At 33.4% G+C, this 22,881-nt stretch carries 27 protein-coding genes and 1 pseudogene; 22 read left to right on the top strand and 6 right to left on the bottom strand.

Going from position 1 to position 22,881, the window contains the following annotated elements:
- Positions 1-67 precede the first annotated feature (67 nt).
- The 3 genes and pseudogenes from AC3WVZ_RS06965 to nfsA all read left to right on the top strand — a co-directional run bounded on the left by AC3WVZ_RS06965 (position 68) and on the right by nfsA (position 2,051).
- Positions 68-679 carry a YdcF family protein gene (locus AC3WVZ_RS06965; RefSeq protein WP_233936217.1) on the top strand — a complete coding sequence of 204 codons (612 nt, stop codon included), beginning with the start codon at positions 68-70 and terminating at the stop codon, positions 677-679.
- 146 nt (positions 680-825) lie between these two features.
- Positions 826-1,144, top strand: a pseudogene (locus AC3WVZ_RS06970) (magnetosome magnetite crystal formation protein family).
- Positions 1,145-1,316: 172 nt separating this feature from the next.
- On the top strand, positions 1,317-2,051 hold the full coding sequence (gene nfsA, locus AC3WVZ_RS06975) for an oxygen-insensitive NADPH nitroreductase (protein ID WP_001004527.1): 735 nt from the start codon (positions 1,317-1,319) through the stop codon (positions 2,049-2,051).
- Positions 2,052-2,426: 375 nt separating this feature from the next.
- On the opposite strand, the gene AC3WVZ_RS06980 is transcribed toward nfsA, so the two are convergent.
- From AC3WVZ_RS06980 to AC3WVZ_RS06990, 3 genes are all read right to left on the bottom strand, one after another.
- Positions 2,427-3,152 carry a sulfite exporter TauE/SafE family protein gene (locus AC3WVZ_RS06980; protein ID WP_233936218.1) on the bottom strand — a complete coding sequence of 242 codons (726 nt, stop codon included), beginning with the start codon at positions 3,150-3,152 and terminating at the stop codon, positions 2,427-2,429.
- Between the two features lie 221 nt (positions 3,153-3,373).
- On the bottom strand, positions 3,374-4,573 hold the full coding sequence (locus AC3WVZ_RS06985; RefSeq protein ID WP_000117058.1) for an MFS transporter: 1,200 nt from the start codon (positions 4,571-4,573) through the stop codon (positions 3,374-3,376).
- Positions 4,574-4,861: 288 nt separating this feature from the next.
- Positions 4,862-4,981 (bottom strand): YjcZ family sporulation protein, encoded by a 120-nt coding sequence (locus AC3WVZ_RS06990; protein WP_000120179.1) that lies wholly within the window; start codon positions 4,979-4,981, stop codon positions 4,862-4,864.
- A 232-nt stretch (positions 4,982-5,213) separates the two neighbouring features.
- Here AC3WVZ_RS06990 and AC3WVZ_RS06995 point away from each other — a divergent pair, with 232 nt between their 5' ends.
- Positions 5,214-5,432 (top strand): aspartyl-phosphate phosphatase Spo0E family protein, encoded by a 219-nt coding sequence (locus AC3WVZ_RS06995; protein ID WP_000291688.1) that lies wholly within the window; start codon positions 5,214-5,216, stop codon positions 5,430-5,432.
- Positions 5,433-5,485: 53 nt separating this feature from the next.
- The gene (hfq, locus tag AC3WVZ_RS07000) at positions 5,486-5,674 is read left to right on the top strand and encodes an RNA chaperone Hfq (protein ID WP_000400664.1); all 189 of its coding nucleotides are present in this window, start codon (positions 5,486-5,488) and stop codon (positions 5,672-5,674) included.
- Positions 5,675-5,701: 27 nt separating this feature from the next.
- Here hfq and AC3WVZ_RS07005 read toward each other — a convergent pair whose 3' ends face one another.
- Entirely contained in the window at positions 5,702-6,304 is a 603-nt protein-coding gene (locus AC3WVZ_RS07005; RefSeq protein WP_065212107.1) for an HD domain-containing protein, read from the bottom strand.
- Between the two features lie 172 nt (positions 6,305-6,476).
- On the opposite strand from AC3WVZ_RS07005, the gene AC3WVZ_RS07010 reads away from it, so the two are divergent.
- From AC3WVZ_RS07010 to AC3WVZ_RS07040, 7 genes are all read left to right on the top strand, one after another.
- Positions 6,477-7,310: a flagellar motor protein MotP gene (locus AC3WVZ_RS07010; protein ID WP_000504191.1), complete on the top strand. Its 834-nt coding sequence runs from the start codon at positions 6,477-6,479 to the stop codon at positions 7,308-7,310.
- 19 nt (positions 7,311-7,329) lie between these two features.
- A complete protein-coding gene (locus AC3WVZ_RS07015; RefSeq protein ID WP_000033627.1) occupies positions 7,330-8,007 on the top strand; it encodes an OmpA family protein in 678 nt (225 codons plus the stop codon).
- Between the two features lie 150 nt (positions 8,008-8,157).
- Positions 8,158-8,526 (top strand): response regulator, encoded by a 369-nt coding sequence (locus AC3WVZ_RS07020; RefSeq protein WP_000940565.1) that lies wholly within the window; start codon positions 8,158-8,160, stop codon positions 8,524-8,526.
- 129 nt (positions 8,527-8,655) lie between these two features.
- The gene (locus AC3WVZ_RS07025) at positions 8,656-10,674 is read left to right on the top strand and encodes a chemotaxis protein CheA (protein ID WP_001192608.1); all 2,019 of its coding nucleotides are present in this window, start codon (positions 8,656-8,658) and stop codon (positions 10,672-10,674) included.
- 169 nt (positions 10,675-10,843) lie between these two features.
- On the top strand, positions 10,844-12,484 hold the full coding sequence (locus AC3WVZ_RS07030) for a flagellar motor switch protein (protein WP_001115001.1): 1,641 nt from the start codon (positions 10,844-10,846) through the stop codon (positions 12,482-12,484).
- A 29-nt stretch (positions 12,485-12,513) separates the two neighbouring features.
- A complete protein-coding gene (locus tag AC3WVZ_RS07035; protein ID WP_000800113.1) occupies positions 12,514-13,899 on the top strand; it encodes a hypothetical protein in 1,386 nt (461 codons plus the stop codon).
- A 27-nt stretch (positions 13,900-13,926) separates the two neighbouring features.
- Positions 13,927-14,643 (top strand): hypothetical protein, encoded by a 717-nt coding sequence (locus tag AC3WVZ_RS07040; protein ID WP_000403950.1) that lies wholly within the window; start codon positions 13,927-13,929, stop codon positions 14,641-14,643.
- Positions 14,644-14,674: 31 nt separating this feature from the next.
- Here AC3WVZ_RS07040 and cheR read toward each other — a convergent pair whose 3' ends face one another.
- Positions 14,675-15,457, bottom strand: a complete 783-nt coding sequence (gene cheR, locus AC3WVZ_RS07045; RefSeq protein WP_000582879.1) for a protein-glutamate O-methyltransferase CheR — start codon at positions 15,455-15,457, stop codon at positions 14,675-14,677.
- Positions 15,458-15,496: 39 nt separating this feature from the next.
- Positions 15,497-15,994: a flagellar motor switch protein FliG gene (locus AC3WVZ_RS07050; protein ID WP_001020110.1), complete on the bottom strand. Its 498-nt coding sequence runs from the start codon at positions 15,992-15,994 to the stop codon at positions 15,497-15,499.
- Positions 15,995-16,137: 143 nt separating this feature from the next.
- On the opposite strand from AC3WVZ_RS07050, the gene AC3WVZ_RS07055 reads away from it, so the two are divergent.
- The 10 genes from AC3WVZ_RS07055 (at position 16,138) to fliE (ending at position 22,873) form a co-directional block, all read left to right on the top strand.
- Complete coding sequence (locus AC3WVZ_RS07055; RefSeq protein WP_000946323.1) at positions 16,138-16,602, top strand: YaaR family protein; 465 nt, start codon at positions 16,138-16,140, stop codon at positions 16,600-16,602.
- A gap of 15 nt (positions 16,603-16,617) precedes the next feature.
- Positions 16,618-17,070, top strand: coding sequence for a hypothetical protein (locus AC3WVZ_RS07060; RefSeq protein ID WP_000275879.1), 453 nt, complete (start codon positions 16,618-16,620; stop codon positions 17,068-17,070).
- Between the two features lie 17 nt (positions 17,071-17,087).
- Positions 17,088-18,386 carry a flagellar hook-associated protein FlgK gene (flgK, locus tag AC3WVZ_RS07065; RefSeq protein WP_001239715.1) on the top strand — a complete coding sequence of 433 codons (1,299 nt, stop codon included), beginning with the start codon at positions 17,088-17,090 and terminating at the stop codon, positions 18,384-18,386.
- 41 nt (positions 18,387-18,427) lie between these two features.
- Entirely contained in the window at positions 18,428-19,291 is an 864-nt protein-coding gene (locus tag AC3WVZ_RS07070; protein WP_233936219.1) for a flagellar hook-associated protein 3, read from the top strand.
- A 19-nt stretch (positions 19,292-19,310) separates the two neighbouring features.
- The gene (locus AC3WVZ_RS07075; RefSeq protein WP_059303962.1) at positions 19,311-20,693 is read left to right on the top strand and encodes a flagellar hook-associated protein 2; all 1,383 of its coding nucleotides are present in this window, start codon (positions 19,311-19,313) and stop codon (positions 20,691-20,693) included.
- Positions 20,694-20,715: 22 nt separating this feature from the next.
- Entirely contained in the window at positions 20,716-21,084 is a 369-nt protein-coding gene (locus AC3WVZ_RS07080; protein ID WP_001149516.1) for a flagellar export chaperone FliS, read from the top strand.
- Complete coding sequence (locus AC3WVZ_RS07085; protein WP_001058088.1) at positions 21,074-21,346, top strand: hypothetical protein; 273 nt, start codon at positions 21,074-21,076, stop codon at positions 21,344-21,346. Before AC3WVZ_RS07080 ends, AC3WVZ_RS07085 begins: the two co-directional genes overlap by 11 nt.
- Before the next feature lie 317 nt (positions 21,347-21,663).
- Positions 21,664-22,122 (top strand): flagellar basal body rod protein FlgB, encoded by a 459-nt coding sequence (gene flgB / locus AC3WVZ_RS07090; protein WP_373687790.1) that lies wholly within the window; start codon positions 21,664-21,666, stop codon positions 22,120-22,122.
- A gap of 21 nt (positions 22,123-22,143) precedes the next feature.
- Positions 22,144-22,557, top strand: a complete 414-nt coding sequence (flgC, locus tag AC3WVZ_RS07095) for a flagellar basal body rod protein FlgC (RefSeq protein ID WP_000484680.1) — start codon at positions 22,144-22,146, stop codon at positions 22,555-22,557.
- Positions 22,558-22,573: 16 nt separating this feature from the next.
- Entirely contained in the window at positions 22,574-22,873 is a 300-nt protein-coding gene (gene fliE / locus AC3WVZ_RS07100) for a flagellar hook-basal body complex protein FliE (protein WP_000701670.1), read from the top strand.
- Positions 22,874-22,881: the final 8 nt, after the last annotated feature.

Consider the following 22,881-nt stretch of genomic DNA (forward strand, 5'->3'; position numbering starts at 1 on the left):
CTTTCTAGAGGATAAATTAGGTTGAATTGGAATTTGTCTGTATACAAACAAATAAATGGATATTATCATGAAAGAAGCAAAGAACATAGGAGTATATGGATATGAAAAAGAAAAAATAATTAAGTATATGATAGGAATTATAATGGTTTGCGCCGTTTATGTGGGATTTTTACAATATAACATTTATAAGCATGGGCAAATGAATGCGACCTATGAAGCTGATTATATAATTGTATTGGGCTCGAAAGTAAACGGAACGAAACCATCGTACTCATTGCAATATCGTATTGATAAAGCAGCTGAGTATTTGAAATCACATGAGAAAGCAATCGCTATTGTATCTGGAGGGAAAGGAAAAGGGGAAGATATTTCAGAAGCATTAGCAATGAAAAATGAATTAATGAAATTAAAAATTGCAGAAGACCGCATTAGAATGGAAGATAAGTCAACGAGTACTGATGAAAATATTAAATTCTCAAAACCTTTAATTCCGGACAATATGAAAAAAGGAATGATCGTAACAAACGATTTCCACATGTTTAGAGCGAAAAAAATAGCGGCAAAACAAGGTTTACAATTAGAAGGTCTTCCGGCAAAAACACCGAAACCAATCATCATTCCATCGAATGTACGAGAATATTTAGCAATCACACAGTACTGGTTTATGAATCGAATATAGAGAAAAAAATCCCGTCTGAAAGTCCAGGTGGGATTTTTTGAGGGAAATCTTACAAACATGTCATCTTAATGAAAGGTAAAGCGATAGTTTCTAGAATGGATTCCTGACATAATGAAGATAACAAAAACTATTTAGAGGTGAGTCGGATGAAAGGAAATAATATACTATCTTCACTATGTTACTTTAGTATCTTTTTTTGCACCATTTTTACTACCAATTATCGTGTACTTCGTTGCGGAAGATGAAGTGAAATACCACGCGAAAAAAGCATTTTGGTCACATATTTTCCCGTACGCAATTTTATTCGGAGGATTAGCGATATCAGGAATATTCGGTTTAGGATTCAATCAATCTGACGGTGCTGGAATTGGAATGATGATCACATATGCAGTGTTCATTCTTGTAGGAATTTACTACTTCATTTGGAATATCGTAAAAGGTATTAAAGTTTTGAAAACGGCGTAATAAGATAAGAAATAATATGATGTAAATCTGTCGGTATAATTTCATTTACCGTATTAATAAACGTTTTAAAAAGAGCAATTCAAAAAGAATTGCTCTTTTTGTGCTTATAAGTTGTGAATATTGAAAAAGATATGTTAATTTTTCATTAGGAAGAGAAAAAGGAGTGATTTTCATGAATGAGATGATACATAAAATGGAGCAACACGTTTCAGTTCGTAAATATAAAGAAGAACCTATTCCGAAAGATGTAGTAGAAAGAATGGTGCAAGCTGCGCAGCATGCTGCGTCCTCGCATTTTGTACAGGCTTATTCTGTTATATATGTAACAGATCAAGACCTAAAGATTAAACTAGCAGAGCTATCCGGAAATCGTCACGTGAAAGACTGTGCAGCATTCTTTGTTTGTTGTGCAGATTTAAAACGACTTGAAATGGCATGTGAAAAACATGGTACCGAGATAAAGCATGAAGGAGTAGAAGATTTTATCGTTGCGACAGTAGATGCTTCACTTTTTGCGCAAAACTTAGCGCTAGCAGCAGAATCGTTAGGATACGGTATTTGTTACATTGGTGGTATTCGTAATAACCCAAGAGAAGTGAGTGAATTGCTTCATTTACCAGATAAAGTATATCCTGTATTCGGAATGACAGTCGGTGTACCAGATGAAGATCATGGAGTGAAACCACGTTTACCAGTAACAGCTATCCTTCATGAAAATGGATATGATGAAAAGAAATATGATGAATTATTAAACGAATACGACGAAACGATGAGCGCGTATTATAAAGAAAGATCATCAAATCAAAAAAACGTAACATGGACGGAATCAATGAGTTCATTTATGTCTAAAGAAAAAAGAATGCATATGAAAGAGTTCTTAAGTGAAAAAGGATTAAATAAGAAGTGAGTAAAGAGGCAAACCTGTGATGTAGGTTTGTCTTTTTGGGAAGGAGAAATACCTAAGGCCAGAAAGTTGTTTATTCTTTCTGAACTTAGGTATTTTGTTTGTTATCATATACATAGAAATAAAAATTAATAATTTTTTACAAAAGTGATAGAAAATGAGAATGAAATGCCAATAGTAAGTAAAAGCAGCATAATAGCCGCTTTTTATCGTTTTATTTAGTATTTGATTTGAAATGTTTATCTTATGAAAGAAAGATTATTGCTAATTGTAAACTGTCAATAAAGTTATTTAAGTTTTGATATGGAATACCCTGCCGGAAAATACAGCAATAATTTTGTTTGAACATATCTGTTATGGCACAATCTAAAGCATCTTCTATAACAAGTTCAAACTTTCAATAAAAAGATAACCCCCTGTACAACTTAAAAGAATGTACGTAAATATTTTAAAAATCCGTTGATTAAGCCATTTAAAAATAATTTGACCTATAAACAAACCTAAAAATACAATTGGAATGGCATAAAAACTTGATTCCCAAATGGTTTTGTTTGTGCCAGTAAAGAGTATTTGAGTTACTAGGCTAATGAAATATATAAACAAATAAAAAGCTAATGTAGTTGCTCTTAACTTCTCTTTTTCAGTATCAGTCCCTGTAAAATAAAGTAACAGGGGTGGACCGGGCATACCGATACTTGTCGTTAAAAGACCAGATAATCCACCAACTATGAAATCTCTAGATTGTGTTGATCTAACCTTAACGTTGCATATTAGCAACAATGTTAATAGTAAGAGTAGGATGCTAACTGCTAATTTAAAAGTGTTTATGTTAACGGAAATGAAAATTAAAATGCCAAAAGGAACACCAACTATACTTCCAAAAATAAACCTTTTCAGTAGAACAAAATCAACGTCCATTCTTATTTTCCAAATGAGTGAAATGGAAATAATTAAAGATAAAATAATGTTTATTTGTATAGCTTCTTGTGGTAGAAATAACATAAGTAAGAAAGGGGTTGCCATTATGGAAAAGCCAAAACCTGTACTTGCTTGCAGAATAGAAGCCACTAATATAATACATACGAAAATGAATGTGATACTCAAAACAGCCCTCCTATTTAATCAAGTTTAACTAGTTAAAGTCTATTATTTAAGTGCAATATTTCACAAACTCATTTGTATTTTAACATAAATATCTAGTTTTTTCTCAAATAGTATTGCCATATAAGGCTCTTTAACTAAAAAATCCGACTTACATTTTGAAACAATTTTATTATGGGGAAACAAATAATGAATGGAATCAAAATTCATTGATTATCATTAAATTATTCACTGAGATCCCCGCGATAAAACAAGAACAGCCATATAAAACTTACAAAAATACAGCATGTAGCTAATAAACTGCCAATCATTTGAGGAGAAAGAATTTCTAACAGCCCTCCTGTAAAAAACATCGATAACTGAATAAGAGATCCGTAAATAGAATAATGGAATGAAAAAACTTTACCTATCATATTTTCGTGTGTGTAAGTTTGAAGTAATGTCGTATCAAGTGGAACGATGATTCCTCCTGCTATACGCATACAGAATAAAGTAATGATACCGATAATAAGTTGATCGGATAGAATGAATCCGAGAAAGAAAATTCCTTGTAATAAGTAGGCCCAACCGAATACTTTTTTCATTTTTTCTTTATTATGGGATATATAAAGATTAACGAGAAGGCTTCCTATCATAAGCCCAGCCCCTTGAACCGTATATAAAATCCCAATGTTCGTATGGAAAATTTTTTCGGCATAGATCGTTAGAAGTAGTTGATAAGCGCCTCCAATAATGCCCCATGAAATGCCGACAAGAATTAATGTTAAAATGATTTTTGTTTGTAATATGTATGTATAACCACCTTTTATATCAGTGAAAAATGCTTTGTTCTTGTTACAAGTATCATGAGCAGGAATACTCATGTTATAAATAAAATAGGCTGAAATAAAGTATGATAGGCTATTTACTAAAAAAGCGAACTCAATATGTAAAGATTGTGTAAGTATCCCGCCCAAAGAAGCACCTATAATAGACATAAAACCAGTAATTGTACTAGAAAGAGAGTTAGCAGTTACGAAATGGTTTTGGTGTACGATATTTTTTAGGGTTGCTTGTTTAGCCGGTTCAAATAAACAAGAAAGTAAAGATAAACATATATTAGCAATGAAAATAATCTCAATTTTATAGCCTGCGAGTAAGTATGTAAGGACTAGAATTCCCCGTGTAATATCGGTAAAAATCATAATATTCTTTTTAGAGAAACGATCTACAATTCCGCCTATGAATGGACTAAGAAGAAGCTGTGGTAAACTTTTACTTATAAAAGTAAGTGCGATCATAAACGGCGATTCCGTTATGCTGTAGACAAATGTTAATAAAGCTACCGTATGGAACCAATCCCCAAGTACACTTAATGTTTGCCCATAAAATAGTTTATTGAAGTTTTTATTTGTTTTAAGAAGTGTGGAATAAGAAACTGACATAAATAGATTAATCCTTATGTATTGATGATGCTTGAACTTGTTTTTTCCATTCGCTTACATGCACTTTCTCCTCTGTAGGAAGTCCAACAGGTAATTGTGCTTCGTAAAGACCTTTAATCATTGTAATCCTCCTTAGTAAAATGTTTCTTCCTCCATATTAAACGATATTTTGTTAGTTGAAATCGCAAATAAGAGGGATATAAATTCATACGAAAGTATGAAAAAAAACAGCTCATATTTGAGCTGTTTTTCTATAGTTTTTAGTTCATTTTTCAAGGATAGGATATATTAATATCCGTATCCGCCGCCACCCCAACAGCTACATCCGATGATGATTAGAAGGATGAATAGTACGATAAGCAAAGCAAATCCACCGCCGAAACCAGCGCAACTTCCACCATAACTCATATGTTTTCCTCCTTTTTAATAAGTTAATCTATATGGTTCATGGACTACTATATACAGTATGTTTTTTGTATAGAAAACGAGCCAGTCTCATTTATAATTAGACAAATGCCTGTAGATTCATTAGGATTGCATGTTAGTGATTTGTAAATAAACCTTTACGTAATTCATAATTTAGGCATAAAAAATAAAAAATTGTAAAAAAAACCATTTTCTTATTTTTTTATGAGAGAATATGTACTATAATTTTACAAGTAATATTATGGGAAAAGGGAGTTTTAGTATAGAGATGGAGATGGGACAATTAAAAAATAAAATAGAAAACAAAAAGAAAGAGTTAATTCAACTTGTTGCGAGACACGGATTGGATCATGATAAAGTTTTGTTATTTAGTCGTGATTTAGATATACTTATTAATAAGTTTATGAACATAAAAGACAAAGTGCATAAATAAAAAATTTATAGTTTTTTATATTAAGATGTTTCACAGAAAGGAGAGGACAGTAATTGGAACATTTACAGGAAGAATTGTATAAACAAATAAAAGAAGAAAAAGGTACAGTTACAATTTTCTTAAAGAGTGGCGTTAGAATAATAGGAGAAGTTGTTGGAGTGGATAAATTTACAGTTTTAATCTTAGTGGATGGAAAACAACAGCTTATTTATAAGCAGGCTATATCAACAATAATGAAATAAGACACTCTTGTTGAGTGTCTTATTTCATTATTGCTTGCATGCCTCAACATCAATGCCGGCAGCAATTAACTTCTTTTCTCCATCTTGTTCAATGATTTTTTGTAATTTAGATAGGAAAGAATCAAAGTTTGTATGCTTTGCTACTTGGAATGTCATTTTATGTTCAATTGGTAGCCACGTATCAATATCAGCTTCGTTATGCTGGATTTTCACCTCAAGTTTATCGAGTGCATTAGCAACTTTTGCTTCGTACGTTTCTTTCGCTTCAAACTCCATCCATAAGTCATATAATTCCTCACCGAGAGAACCTGTTAATGTTTGTTTAATATTTAAAATAGCTTCTAGTTCATTTTTTTGTTTTTGTCGCTGTAAGTCATGACTATTCATTGTATCAAATGCAGGGATATCACCAGCTTCGGCTTCGACTAGATCGTGAATAATAACCATTTTAAGTAATTTCTCAATATTTACTTTTTGATCCAAATAAGGTTCAACTAAAATGGCCATTAGAGACATGCGCCATGTATGTTCGGCAACACTTTCTTGACGTCCGTTGGAAAGCCAGCTATGTCGCATTTCATATTTTAGTTTTTCTGCTAATGCAATGACTTGTAAAATGTTGTGTTCCATCGTGATCCTCCTCACTTATTCATACCATAATTCTAATATAGAAATGAAATGTGTCAATTTCATGAGTATATTGCGATAAACAGATGATAAGCGTATAATAAATGTTATATGTGAAAACGTATTATTAAAATAAAAAAATGTTATATAAAAATGGAAAGGAAAGGGCAGAAATATGGGAGAGAAAAATCAAGTATTAGCTAGACCACAAAGAAGAAAAAGGAAGTTTGATATTTCTAGCCCAGTGGGCATTATAGTAGGTTTCATTATAGTGATAGCGGCAATTATGCTTGGCGGCGGTGGAATAAAAGCTTTCAAAAACTTTTTAGATGTTTCATCTATTTTAATTGTCATAGGGGGAACAACAGCGACAATTGTTGTGGCATATCGATTTGGAGAAATAAAAAAATATACGAAAAGCATTTTTACTGTTTTACATAGAAGAGAAGAAGATTTAGAACAGTTAACGGATTTGTTTGTCGATTTTTCGAAAAAGTCTAAAAAGCACGGCTTGCTTTCTTTAGAGGTAGATGGAGAGCAAGTGGATAATCCTTTTATTCAAAAAGGAATTCGATTAATGTTAAGCGGTTACGATGAAGATGAATTAAAAGAAGTGTTATTGAAAGATATTGAAACGGAAGTGTATGAGTTAAGAAAAGGAGCAGCATTATTAGATAAAATTGGTGATTTTGCTCCAGCTTGGGGCATGATAGGGACTTTAATTGGTCTTATCATTATGCTCCAAAACTTACAAGATACATCGCAAATTGGTACAGGGATGGCAGTTGCGATGTTAACGACATTATATGGGTCTGTACTTGCGAATATGATTGCAATCCCTCTTGCGGAAAAAGTATATCGTGGTATTGAAGATTTATATACAGAGAAGAAGTTTGTAATAGAAGCAATTTCAGAATTGTATCGTGGACAAATCCCTTCTAAATTAAAGTTGAAACTGGATACATACGTATACGAAACAAAGGTAAAAAAGGTAAAAGGAGCAGCCTAATATTTCAAGGAGTGGTATGATGAGTAAAGGACCGCAAAAGGGATCGCCTCGTTGGATGACGACTTTTACAGATTTAACGATGTTATTATTAACTTTCTTTGTATTACTAGTTGCTACATCAAAGCAAGATGCAGTAAAATTGTCAAAGATGCTTGAAAAGTTTAGTGATACGGGGCAAGTAGATGCAAAAGTAATGGAAAATACAATACCAGATATTTCACATGAAAAAAATGATGAAAAAATGATCTCAAAAAAGAGAATGGATGAATTATATAAGAAGTTAAAAGCTTATGTAGATAATAACGGTATTAGTCAAGTGAATGTATATCGGGAGGATACAGGGGTAAGCGTCGTTATAGTAGATAATTTAATATTTGATACAGGCGATGCAAACGTTAAGCCCGAAGCGAAAGGGATAATAAGTCAATTAGTTGGATTTTTTCAATCCGTACCTAACCCAATTGTTGTAGAGGGACATACAGATAGTAGACCTATTCATAACGAGAAATTCCCTTCTAATTGGGAGTTATCTTCAGCACGAGCGGCAAATATGATTCACCATTTAATTGAAGTGTATAATGTGGATGATAAAAGGCTAGCTGCGGTAGGATATGCAGACACAAAGCCAATTGTACCAAATGATTCACCGCAAAACTGGGAAAAAAACCGTCGCGTTGTTATTTATATAAAAGAGTAGTATATTATTATTTTAATAATAAAATAATAAAAATACGAAAATTCTTTTAAAAAAATATTAAATTTTATCATTTTATTTTGTATAATGAGTGAGAATGATAAGGTGAAATATTAAGATATATTTATACATAGAAGGAGAGAATTAAAAAGAATGGCACATAAAATTTTAGTAGTAGACGATGCGATGTTTATGCGAACGATGATTAAAAACTTATTAAAAAGTAATGCTGACTTTGAAGTTATCGGCGAAGCAGAGAATGGGGTAGAAGCGATTCAAAAGTATAAAGAACTTCAACCTGATATTGTAACATTAGATATTACTATGCCAGAAATGGACGGGCTTGAAGCATTAAAAGAAATTATTAAAATTGATTCAAGTGCAAAGGTTGTTATTTGTTCTGCAATGGGACAACAAGGTATGGTATTAGATGCAATTAAGGGCGGGGCAAAAGACTTTATTGTAAAGCCATTCCAAGCCGATCGTGTAATTGAAGCTTTAACAAAAGTAGCAAATAGTTAATATAGAAGGGGTGCCACAAGGAATCAAAACAGTGATAGCAGATCGACGTGTGGCCCCCTTTTTTCTCATTATAAAACACTAAATTGTTATACATAAATGAAATGTTTGTTAGACAGGTAGGGGATAAAAATGCAAACAGATCTATTAAATATATTTTTCGAAGAGTCAGAAGAACATTTACAGTCGCTAAATGAAAATGTGCTAGTGTTAGAGCAAAATCCTGCTGATATGGATGTTGTGGGAGAAATATTCCGCTCCGCTCATACATTCAAAGGTATGTCTGCGAGTATGGAATTTACGGAGATGGCTGATTTAACGCATAAGATGGAAAATGTGTTAGATGAAATTCGTCATGGAAATATAGTTGTAAATGCGGATATTATTGATGTGATTTTTGAGTGCATTGATAATTTGGAGAAGATGGTTGCAGATGTGCAACAAGGTGGAATGGGCAATATTGATGTAGCCTCAACTAAACAGAAATTAGAAGCGTTATTGAACGGCAATGTAGAAACTCCTACGGAACATATAGAGCAAAATCATATAGACAACGATGATGCAGTTTCGCATGAAGTGCATATAACAGTTGAACAGCAAGCGATTTTAAAAGCAGTACGTGCCATTATGTGTATTGAAGCATTGCAAAATGTAGGGAATATACAAAAAACAGCTCCGAGTATTGAAGAAATTGAAGCAGATGCTTTCGGATTTGAATTTACAGTATTTATGGATACGGATTGTAGTATAGAAGAATTGAAACAAGTAGTACTTCATGTTTCTGAAATTGAGAAAGTGGAAGTAAAGCAAGGAGAACCTATATCGAAGGAAGTAGCTTCTAAAAAAGTCGTTACACAAGAAGTTGTGCAAGTAGAAGAAAAGCTACAACCAGCTGTGGCTACGCAGGTAGAATCACCAATAGAGGCAACGAATCAACCTTCAAGTGCTATGCCAGCTAAAAGTACTACAAAAACGAAAAATGCTAAAGTGGAGAATCGTTCAATTCGTGTTCAATTAGAGAAAATCGAAAGATTAATGAATATGTTTGAAGAAAGTGTAATTGAACGTGGGCGCATTGATGAATTGGCTCAAACGATTCAAAACAAGGAGCTAATTGAACATTTAAATCGATTAGGCGATATTTCAAAAGATATTCAAAATGTACTATTAAATATGCGTATGGTGCCGATTGAAACTGTGTTCAATCGTTTCCCGCGTATGGTACGTATGTTAGCGAAAGATTTAGGGAAAAAAATCGATTTACAAATTACAGGTGAAGATACTGAAGTAGATAAAATTGTTATTGATGAAATCGGTGATCCGCTCGTTCATTTAATTCGAAATGCAATCGATCACGGTGTTGAAACTGTTGAAAAACGACGTGATGCAGGTAAAAATGAGACAGGTACGATTAAATTAGAAGCCTTTCATAGTGGAAATCATGTCGTTATTCAAATTACGGATGATGGAAACGGTATTAATAAAGGGAAAGTATTAGAAAAAGCGATTAAAAATGGCGTTGTAACTGAAGCAGATGCGAATAGATTAACAGATCGTGAAGTGTTTGATCTTATTTTCCAACCAGGATTTAGTACAGCTGAAGTTGTATCAGATCTTTCTGGACGCGGTGTCGGATTAGATGTTGTAAAACATACGATTCATAGTTTAGGTGGACATTTAATTATTGATTCTGAGGAAGGAAAGGGAAGTACATTTAGAATTGAACTTCCATTAACGTTGTCTATTATTCAATCTATGCTTGTTCAAACGAATGATAAGCGTTATGCTTTACCTCTTGGAAATATCGTTGAAGCAATTCGAATTAAGAGAGAAGACATCCAATCCTTACAAGGGAAAGATGTGTTAAATTATCGTAATCAAATTATTGAAGTGAAACATTTAAGTACTGTATTTGGTGAAAAAACAGTAGATGAGGCGTTTGCGTCATATGATGGTCAAATGGTTCCTGTGTTAATTGTTCGTAATACACATCGCAGCTATGGACTTATTGTAAACACAATTATCGGTCAAAGAGAAATAGTCTTAAAGTCATTAGGTGACTTCTTTGCAGAGAGTTCTAACTATTTCTCTGGTGCGACGATTCTCGGTGATGGACGAGTGGTCCTCATTTTAAACCCAGAAGGTTTATAATAGGAATGAAGGAAAGCTCCCCACTTGTATACAATTGGGGAGCTTTTTGGCTAATTGCTACGAATCTAATAATGGGATACATAGTAACGTTTTATACTAATGAGTTTGCTAAAATAAAATAAGAGTTTATATTATTTGATAGAAAAACAGAAATGAGGAGGCAGGGAAAATGCCTGAGCAACACACAAAAGGGGATACGAGCACGATTGTGCTAGAAAAAGAAAATGAGCATTTAACGCCTCAAGAATGCGATATTCTTGGCGAAATTGCAAATATATCATTTGGTTCAGCTTCGACTGTATTATCAACAATTTTAAATAGGCAAGTAAGCATTACTGCTCCTCGCATAGAGTTGGTAGATTTATATGATTCAAGAGATGTCGAAGTTCCACATGTTGTATTAAACATTCATTTTACAAAAGGATTAGATATGGAAAACCTTCTTGTCCTTAAGCAAGATGTTGCATTGTCCATTGCTGATTTAATGATGATGGGAACAGGTGAAATCGAGGACGGAAAAGAACTTGGTGAATTAGAGCTAAGTGCTGTACAAGAAGCGATGAATCAAATGATGGGATTCGCAGCTACATCTATGTCGGAATTCTTCCAAGATACAGTAGATATGTCTCCGCCGACGATTAAAGTTGTAAAGTTATCAGAAGAAATGGAGAAAATCTCTGAAATTGATGGGAATCATACGATTGTTAAAGTGTCGTTTGATTTAAAGATAGATAATCTTGTAAACTCTAAACTTGTACAAATTGTTTCAGTTGATCATGCGAAACAAATGGTAAATAAATTAATGCAATTATCTGGTGAAGTAGAAGAAACAGTCGAACCAGCAGAAGTAGTGGAAACTGAGATTGTAGAAGAACAAGTTGAAAAAGAGCATTTAACACAAGAAGAGAAAGATGTACTTGGTGAAATTGCAAATATTTCAATTGGTTCCGCTTCAACAGTATTGTCAACGCTTTTAAATCAGCCAGTTACAATTAGTACACCAAATGTGGAAGCAATCAATGTTCGTCATTATGATGGAGTACCAGTGCCATTTGTTATTTTAAATGTTGACTTTGTTGAAGGGCTAAAGAATGAGAATGTATTCGTATTTACGAAAGATGTCGCCTTAACAATGGTAGATTTAATGATGATGGGAACAGGGGAAGTTGATCCGGAAAAAGAGCTTACTGAATTAGAACTGAGCGGTATTAAAGAAATTATGAACCAAATGATGGGTCATGCTGCTACGGCGATGTCAGAAATGTTCCAAGAAAAAATGGACATGACGCCGCCAAATGTTAAATTTGTAACGTTAAAAGAAGAAATGGAGTATTTGGGAGAGTCAATGGAAGTGGACGAACTCGTTCAAATTACGTTCAATCTTGAAATTGGTGATCTGCTTCAATCGAAAATGTATCAAATTTTGCCAATTTCTGAAGCGAAAGAAATGGTAAGGCGACTTCTGTATCCAATGGTGGAAGAAGAAGAGATTGCCACAGAAGAAATTGAAGAAGAAAAAATTGTAGAACCAGTTGTGCAACCTATTGAATTTAAAGAAGTAAAACAAATGGAACCAGTATATATGGACACGTCCATTCTACAAAATGTAGAAATGAACGTGAAATTTGTATTTGGAAGTACAGTGAAAACGATTCAAGATATATTAAGTTTACAAGAAAATGAAGCAGTTGTGCTAGATGAGGATATTGATGAACCAATTCGTATTTATGTAAATGATGTATTAGTGGCGTATGGTGAACTTGTAAATGTAGATGGATTTTTCGGAGTAAAAGTGACGAAATCACTATAAGGCATTGAAATAGGAGTTTGAACTAGTAGATGAAAAACGTAAAGTTTTTTCTAATGAGTTGGCTAAGCATACATGTATGCTTGTTCTTCCCCTTGCAAAGTCAGGCTGAGGAACAAATTGAGTCAGATCAAAAAATAAATGAAGTGAATGTACAAGAAGAAAATAAGGAATCTCAAGAATCGTCAGAACAAGTGGAAACGAAACAAGATGAAGAGAAACAAAAAGAGGAGAAACAAAAAGAAGCAGAACAACAAGAAGTAGTAAATAAACAATTGAGTGAAAGAAAGATAGAAACAGAACAGGGAATTATTACAGTAAATAAGCCGGAGCTTAAAGTTGGCGAAGAGGTGCGAATTGCTGTAGAACCAAATGGGAAAAACATTCAAAGTATGAAAGGGATATTGCAGTTACAAAAAAATGGGGAGCAATATGCGCAAGAAAGAATGTTATCTTTTGAGTATGATGAAGAAACGAAGAGCTGGGTTGCTAACTATAAAGCAGGGGATTTTGATTTGCAAGGTGATTGGAATCTTCAGCTCGTTCAAAGTTACAAAGAGAATGAGAAAGAAGAGCTCATAAAAAATGAAGTGAAAGTCCCGCTCATTCGTATTAAAAATGAAACGCCAACTATAGATAAAGAATTGCCAAAGTTACAGAAAGTTACTATTGATGAAGTAAAAGAGAACTTAGTTGAACGAAAACAGGGAGATTCTATACATATACGAGTAAAAGCATCAGATATAGAATCGGTTGTAAAAGAAGTGCGCGTTACATTAAAAGGGAAAGAAAATAAAGAGCTTTCGTTTTTATTAGACTACAACAAGCATGATATGGATTGGCAAAAAGTATTTGAAATAACAGAAGCATTGCCGGCTGGGCCATACGAATTACTTGTAGAGATAATAGATGCAGCAGGTAATAAACTTGTTGAGGAAAGTGAATATACCATTTCTGTTTTGGCGCCAAAAAATGAAGATGATAAAAAGATAGAAGAGAAAGAAGATAAATTAGATAATAAACTAGAAAATGAATTAGAAGATAAGAAAGAAAATGAGAAGCAAGAAGATTCCAAAGTCAAAAACCCGGTTCCAGAAGAAAATTTGCCAGTTGTTCAAATTCCGAAGCGAGATGAGAAAGTAAATAAGTTTATAAAAGAACCGTTGAAAGAGAAAGAGGAATTTACTTACGTTATAAAAGAGCCGTTCGAAGACAACAAGGAAGTACATAAGGCGAAGGACCAAAAAGAGAAAAATAACAAACAAGTTGCCTCTAAAAAGAAAGAACAAAAAGAAGAACCGAAAGACAAGAAAGAAGAAAAAGGTGAACAGGGAGTGCAAGCTTCTGATGTGTTTACTATCATGTCAGGTTTATTCGTACTGTTTTTAGTTTTAAAGAGTAATAAAGAATGGGGCTAATTATTTCATAGTAGTGGAGGCGCTTAAATGGAGATTAAACGTACGACAATTGAAGATAAGGCGTTACAACCATTAAAACAGCCTGCAGCTATTTCGGAGCATGAAATCCAGAAAGAACGAAAGCGTAGCAATTTAGTGTTTACTGGACAGTCTAAAATTATTTCGAAAAATAATGAAATAGGCATTTTACTTGCAAGTTTAAGTGATGGAAAGATTATGAAGGAAATGCTTTCTAAAGAGATGGATACAGTGTTACAACTTTTTAAAAAGTTACATACGTTATCTGGAGAAGGTAAGCAAACAGAAAAAATATTTGAACAAGTAATTAGAAGCCTACAAGGGCTTGTTAAGCAGGCGCATATAAAAGAACTTCCTTTGTTAGATGGAACATATGATTTCGCTGAAGTACAACTATCATTTGGTAGAAAAGTACATATTCCGTTACTAGATGTGAGTGCACTTATCTCTAGAGTGGAAAGTGATTCTTCAGAAGGAAATATAAATTTGATGGTAACGGTTATTACTGCTTATATAACGAAATTGTCTAACGAAACAATTTTAATTAGTGTTACAGACCGCATTGCTAAAGATCGGGATGTAAGTGTATGGAGAGCGCTTGCGGAAATGAACATGACACAATTATCACAGGCATTGAAACAAACGATGCAAGAACATAAATGGTCTATGACGCTTCTTTTTCTCTTTATATGGATTGTCGGTATTATTTTAATTCGAGTTATGTAAAAAGGTCGTCACTCCATTGTGACGACCTCTTTTATATTTTTTCGTAGAAGAATGTATCAAATCGCTGAAGATTGTAACGCTCGGGTGTTAAAATTTGTTCCGTACTACCAACAAATAGTACACCGCCTTTTCGTAAAGAACGACTAAATTTTTCGTAAAGTTTTACTCTTGCTTCTTCTGTGAAATATATCATTACATTGCGACAAATAATCAAATCATAATTTGTATCGAATGACTGCATTAAAAGGTCATGTTGTTTAAACGAGACGTTTTGTTTAATGTTTTGATGCAATGAATATAGATCATTCTCTTTTGTGAAATGACGTTCTTTCAAATCAGTAGGTAATTCCTTTAAAGAACGTTCTGTATATTGACCGCGTTTTGCGGTTTCTAAAATATGAAAATCAAGATCTGTTGCTTGAATTTCAAAACGAAATGGAGCAAGATGCTTCGATAAAATTAAAGAGAGTGTATACGGTTCTTCACCAGCAGCGCAAGCGGCACTCCATACCTTTAATTTTCCGCTATTTTGTTCGAGTAATTTTGGTAGTGCTTTCGACTCTAAAGTTTGCCATCGTTCTTTATTTCTAAAAAACTCTGAAACGTTAATTGTAATATAGTCAATAAAATTTAAAAATAAATTTTGATCAGCGCGTAATTTGTTTAAAAAATTAGTGTAGTTTTCGAAGCCTTTTCTCGAAATGAAAGCATCGATTCTACGGCGCATTCTATCTTGTTTATATGAAGCGATATCCATATTGAATTGTTGTTTAAAACTCGCGATAAAATGATCATAATCTTGTTCAATTATCATATTTACAATGGGCACAATAATGATATTGTGCCTCCCCCTTTACATCATACGAATTTTTTGTTCAAAGCTTTTTTTCATTTGCTTTTCATGTAATCCTGGTAAATCATAAATGACAGCATCAATACCTGCTTCTTTTGCAACATCGACAGGGATGACAGATGTATGTTTGTCCCCATTATAAAAACAGAGAACTAAATCAGTGTCTTCAATAATTTGTTTAACAAAAAACATATAATCTGATCGGTAAATGGAGTCAGAAGGATGATCAAAAGCAACATATTCGGCTCCGTGTTTTTTTAAGTAATCAACGACTTCTTGGAATTCATCTGTAATTGCTTGCAATGGTTGCAGCGTGTAAAGGCATAAATTTTGAGCGAGTCTTTCATTCTCAACGAAAAAACGAAGAACCTCATTTTCAATAGATTTATAACATAATATGTAAATTTTATGTTTGTGAGCATAGTCAGTTAAAAATTTTTTAATTTCTTCTTGATCTAATGCTGTTAATTGATTTGAACCACAAAGGAAAATATTCATAGAATTGTGCCACCTCATGCTAAATTGTAACATATCTTTTATAAAAAATAACTGCAAAATATTACTGTTCAGAGTATAATTATAAATAACTGGATTTTACGATTAAGTTTAGGAAGAAATAAAAAAATAAATAGGTGATATATATGCTACGTTCTATCTCGCATAATCCAATTTTATCGCATATACCGCCTGCTACTCAAATGCCGAAAGAAGCAAATGTCAGAACAGGACTTGCATTTTCGGATAATTTGCATGCAGATCCGAAAAAAGATAAATTACTAGAACAAATGGAAGCGTTTGTCGATAATATTGGAGAAATTAAAGAGAAAATTGAAATGGAATTAACGCTTGATAATGTAATGGAATACAAAAATACAGTAAAATCATTTTTGAATTTCTACGTTGATAATGTATTGCAGTATAAAGATGTCATGTCTCGTCACCCACGTTACGGATATTCACAGAAAATGACGATTGTGAAACAGGCAGAAATGGGATTGAATGAATTAGAAGATGTTATGAATTTAATTAACACGAAAACAGGACATTTAGAAATGTTAAATCAAATTGGAGAAATCCATGGCTTAATTGTAAATTTAGTCTTGTAAAAGGAAGGAAGCTATATGTACATACAATTATATGAAAAGCTTGTTATTATACAAAAAGCGTATGAAAATATTCAAGCGCTTGGAGAGCAAATATATGAGAATTTAAAAAATAAAAATGTAAATGCAGTTCAAAAGTTACAAGTAGAGCAATTGCAGTACATTGATGGTTTAAAAGGGTTATCAAGCTCATTTGAAGAAATGGTTGTTCAGTTCTGTAAAGAACAAGGAGTTGAATCGTTTCGTGTAAGTGCGTTATTTTCGTATTTTTCTCAAGAAGAAATTGAAAAAATGAAAGAATTACAAAAAAACGTAACTGAATTAGAAGAGAATGTAAAAATGATTCTTTTGAAAAATCAATATTACTTAAACGTACTATTAAAAACTACAGAAAGTATTGTGGATTCTGTTTCTGAATATAATTTAGAGCGAAACAATAATTCGCAAATCTTTATGAACGAACTATTGTAAAGGAGAAGTGAAGCTTTATGAGATTATCTGATTATAATACACCGCTATCGGGCATGTTAGCGGCTCAAATGGGGTTACAAACAACGAAACAAAACTTGTCTAATATTCATACACCGGGTTATGTGCGTCAAATGGTGAATTACGGATCTGTTGGAGCAAGCAATGGTCATACGCCAGAACAGAGAATTGGTTACGGTGTACAAACGCTAGGTGTTGACCGTATTACTGATGAGGTAAAGACGAAGCAGTTTAATGATCAATTATCTCAACTCTCTTACTATAACTACATGAATTCGACTTTATCACGTGTAGAGTCTATGGTTGGAACGACAGGAAAGAATTCATTATCTAGTTTAATGGACGGTTTCTTTAATGCCTTTCGTGAAGTAGCAAAAAATCCAGAGCAACCAAACTACTACGATACATTAATTTCTGAAACTGGGAAGTTCACAAGTCAAGTGAATCGTCTTGCGAAAAACTTAGATACAGTGGAAGCACAGACAGCAGAAGATATTGAGGCGCATGTTAATGAATTTAATCGTCTTGCTGCTAGTTTAGCAGAAGCGAATCATAAAATTGGACAAGCAGGTACACAAGTGCCGAATCAACTTTTAGACGAAAGAGATCGCATCGTTACAGAGATGTCTAAGTATGCAAACATCGAAGTATCTTATGAATCTATGAATCCTAATATCGCGAGTGTTAGAATGAATGGTATTTTAACAGTAAATGGACAAGATACATATCCACTTCAATTAAATAAAGAAAAAGACCCAATGTCAGTTGAGATTTACGGTTCAGAGATCTCTGTAACTAGCGGGGCGATAAAATCAGCGATTGATACGAAAGCGAAGATTGTTGAATATAAAAAAAATCTCGAAGACTTAATGAGTTCGATGAAAAATCAAGTGAATACAGTGATGGGAAAAGATTTCTTCGTTGGAGATTATGCGAAGGATATGAAGTTAAATCCAGAATTCCAAAAAGATGTTTCGAAAATGAAAATGTCTGCTGAAACAGCAAATAAACTAGCAGCAGTTACAGATGACGATTATAAAGAAGGGCTTTCTTATAAACAAGCATTAGACCAATTTATAGTTCGTGTTGCATCTGATAAAAGTGCAGTAAATGGTTATCAAAAAATTCATGGCGACTTACTAGAAGGTATTCAACAAGAAAAAATGAGCGTTGAAGGTGTAAATATGGAAGAGGAAATGGTAAATTTAATGGCCTTCCAAAAATATTTCGTCGCAAACTCTAAAGCTATTACTACGATGAATGAAGTGTTTGATAGTCTATTTTCGATTATTCGATAAGTGATAATAATTGATTGGAAATATATAAGGAGGAGATAGAAATGAGAGAATCTACATTTCAAAATGCAAACTGGGCAAAGAATCAGTTAATGGATTTGAATGTGCAACAACAATACCATAGAAACCAAGTAACTTCAGGAAAGAAAAATCTTCTTATGAGTGAAGATCCACTTGCAGCGAGTAAATCATTTGCGATTCAACATTCATTGGCGAATATTGAACAAATGCAAAAAGATTTAGCTGACTCAAAAAATGTATTAACACAAACTGAGAATACTTTACAAGGTATTTTTAAATCTTTAACGAGAGCAGATCAATTAACGGTACAGGCATTAAATGAGCCAAATGGTGAAAAAGAATTGAAAGCCATCGGTGCAGAGATTGATCAAATTTTAAAACAAGTTGTATATTTAGCGAATACGAAAGAGCAAGGTCGTTATATTTTCGGTGGTGATAGTGCAGAAAAGTCACCATTTACAGAAGATGGTACGTACCAGGGCGGAAAAAATGATGTGAACTGGCAATTAAATGATGGTTATGAATTAAAGGCATTTCGTAACGGAGAAGCATTATTATCCCCGGTTATAAAAACGTTAAAACAGATGAGCGAAGCGATGCAAAAAGGTGACCAAAAAGCGTTACAACCGTTATTAGGAGAAAATAAGAAAAACTTAGATGGCATCATTAACCGTACAACTGAAGTTGGTTCAACAATGAACACAATGGAGACGTTTAAAACAATTTTAAGTGAGCAAAATTTAGCGCTTCAAGAAAACCGTAAAGAAATTGAGGATGTTGATTTAGCGGTCGCAATTTCTGACTTGGCATATATAAATGCAACGTATGAAGCGACGCTTAAAGCGGTTAGTACGATGAGTAAAACGAGTATTTTAGACTACATGTAATCTATAAGGAGTGAGAAAAATGGCAGGAACAACGATGACAGGTATTGGTGGTAGACAACAAATTTGGAACCTCGGAAATAATATGATCGATACTTCTAACTTCGTCGAATTAGAAATGAATGCTTTAGATATGAGGAAAACACCATATACGAAAGAAAAGAATGACCTTACAAATGATAAACTACTATATACAAGTTTAAAATCAGAATTTAGTTCTTTTACACAAACTTTTAAAAACTTAGCGGCTTTTAAAGGAAATGAGAAAAAAGTAACGACAACACAAGACGGTTATATTAATGTAAAAGCTGATGGTGGTGCGATTGCAGGAACTTTTAATATGACGATTACACAGCTTGCACAGCGTCATCAAATAGCTTCAAATGAAATTAAAGATATAAATGCAAAGCTTCCTAAAGATGAAACATTAAAACTAGGTGGTAAAGAACTAAAAGTAACAACTGATATGACATATAAAGATTTAATTAATAAGATTAATGATGGAGATTATGGCGTATCAGCTTATACACTTGGAAATAAAATTTTCATGACCTCGAAAAAAGAGGGAACAGATGGACAGATTAAGTTTGAGGCGAACACATCTACACTATTTCAAGATATGGGTTTAGCTAAGGCGGATGGCACAGCGCTCAATACAATCAATGAAGCACAAAATGCTATGTATACTATTAATGGTATCAAAGGGGAAGGTTCTACTAATACAATTGAAGCTCTTCCTGGTGTGAAAATTGAGTTGTTAAAGGTAACTGAGCCAAAAGTAGAAGGAGCGCCAGATGCTGGTACAACAACAGATCCAAAAGCAAAAGGTATAGATCTGAAATTTACAGTAAGTGATTCAAACGTAACAGATGCATCGAATGTTATTAAAAAAATGGTAGCTGATTATAATAAAGCTGTTTCTACAGTAGATATCTTTGCTGGAAAAGGTGGAGCTTTCCAAGGTCAAGCTATTATGCAAAGTGTACGTCAGGCAATGAACAATGTCGTAACATTTTCTCAAGATGGCAATTATTTATTCACATTTGGTATTCAATTAAAGCAAGATGGAACGATGGAAGTTAATGATGAAAAATTAACACAAGCATTAAAAGAAAAACCCGATGCAGCGAAGCAATTTTTCTTTAGCTCTAACGGTTTAGGAAAAATGATGGAAGAACCGCTTGATAAACTATTCGGTGATAAAGGTGTGGTCGGCGAGAGAGTTAAAAACATTGACTCACGTGTAAGTGATTTAGATAAAAAGATTAAAGATATTGAGACGCAAAACTTGCAAAAGCAAGATGAAATTGTGAAGAAGTATCAAAAGCTAGAGAGTACATTGGCGGCGCTTGATAGCCAACTAAAAACAATTAAAGCAATGACAAAACAAAAAAGTGATGATTAATGAAAGTTGAGGAAGTGATCGTATGCAAGCATGGCAACGTTATATGCAAAATGATATTATGACGAGTAATCCGATTAAAAATACAATTTTTATTTATGAAAGATGTATTGTAGAGTTTCGTAATTTAGAAGAACTTTTACATACTTTTAAACTACAAGAAGGGGACGCACTTCTTGAAAAATTAGAACGTATTTTTGAAGAACTAAAACTTCAATTAAATCCTGAAATTACGAAAGATTTATATGATAGTCTCTATGGTTTATATGATTGGATTAGCATTCAAATTCAAACGATGAAAGTAACTCGTGAAGCGAAAGATATTGATGCAATTGTGAAAGTGTTACAAGATTTAATAGACGGTTACCGCGGAGCACTTGAAAATGAACAATGATATTTATCGGACGTTTGTCAGCTGTTTTAATGAAATCGGTGAATTGCAAGTGTCAGACAGAGAGTTTGCTGAGAAGAGTGAGATGTTAAATCGCTGGATGATGACATTGGATGAAGAAACGCGTGCGCAAGTTGCAGCAGAAGTAAGCCCGTTCATTATTAAGGCAGCTCAGCATATTCGGGATAAGCAAAAGATTTTGGAAGAAATGATTATGACAAATGATGGGCGAATGAAGGCTAATTCATTTTACGGTAAATATTAATAATAACGTTTGGAAACAGATTCCCCTTTTAAAAGGGGGTCTATTCCTTCGTTTACATAAAGAACTCCGCTGATTGAGGTTTCATTTTATGACTGTGATGAAAAAATAATAGTAATCTAAATAATAGAAAAATGGACTTTAGTTTGTAGTTTATATATTGAAATGTTCTATAGATTACTATGTGTATACAGTTTTTTGTATTCTTTTTTATATTTTTGTATTTTTCTAAAGACAACAATGAAAAAATGGAATAAAATATGTAAGGGTACATAATAGTAAATATTTTAATAAACGCATATAAGAAAATAAATAATGAAGTGAAACTTCTATCAGTGGATCATTACGTTAGAAAAGGAAGGGTGTGGAATATGCCAGATTTAGTGAGTGATGTAAGCCATTATATGAATTATTTAGTGACGAAACGAAATACTGTTTCTAGTAATATTGCAAATGCGAATACACCTGGCTATAAAGCACAAGATGTAACATTTGCTGAGCAGATGAATAAAAGTAGTGCCTTATATAAAAATAATGCGGCTGATTTAAAGAGCAATCCAGATTTATATCAAACGAATGAAATGCACTTACCGACAGTAAATACGAAAAATACATATGCAAAGATTCAAACAAAATCAATGCAAAGGAATAAAGACGGAAATAGTGTGGATGTAACGACAGAAATGCTAGATTTAATGAAAGCAAATCAGTTATACGGTATTTCAATAAACGCAATTAATACACAATATGCAATTAACCAAGCGGCACGCGGACGTTAAAAGTAGAAGGAGAGACAACGGATGTTTCAGGCAATTAATGCAAGTGGCTCAGGGCTAACGACAGCGAGAAAGTGGATGGAAGTTACTTCTAACAATATTGTAAATGCAAATACGACGGCGGCTCCGGGGGCAGATTTATATGAGCGTCGTAGTGTGGTGTTAGAATCAAACAATAGTTTTGCAAGTATGTTAGATGGGGCTCCTACTAATGGAGTAAAAATAAAAAGTATTGAAGCAGACAAAACGGAAAATTTAGTGTATGATCCGACGCATCCGCACGCAAATGAAGAAGGATATGTACGTTATCCAAATATTGATGTAACTGCTGAAATGACGAATGTAATGGTTGCTCAAAAAATGTATGAAGCGAATACGAGTGTATTAAATGCGAATAAAAAAATGCTTGATAAAGATTTAGAAATCGGCCGAGGATAAGGGGGAAAATCGTAATATGAAAATTCAACCAATGTTACATACACAACCATTTGGAGCAATTCAGTCAATTGGTGCACCGAAAACTTCTCAAACATCGGTAGCTCCGGAGAAAAAGTTTATTGATTTATTGGAAGATATGAATCAAACGCAAAACAATGCACAAACAGCAGTATATGATTTACTAACTAAAGGGGTAGGAGAAACACATGACGTTTTAATTCAGCAAAAGAAAGCTGAGTCTCAAATGAAAACGGCTGCTCTCGTACGTGATAATCTTATTGAAAATTATAAGTCACTAATTAATATGCAAATTTAGGAAAGTGG

The organism is Bacillus sp. CPT56D-587-MTF, from assembly GCF_058792335.1.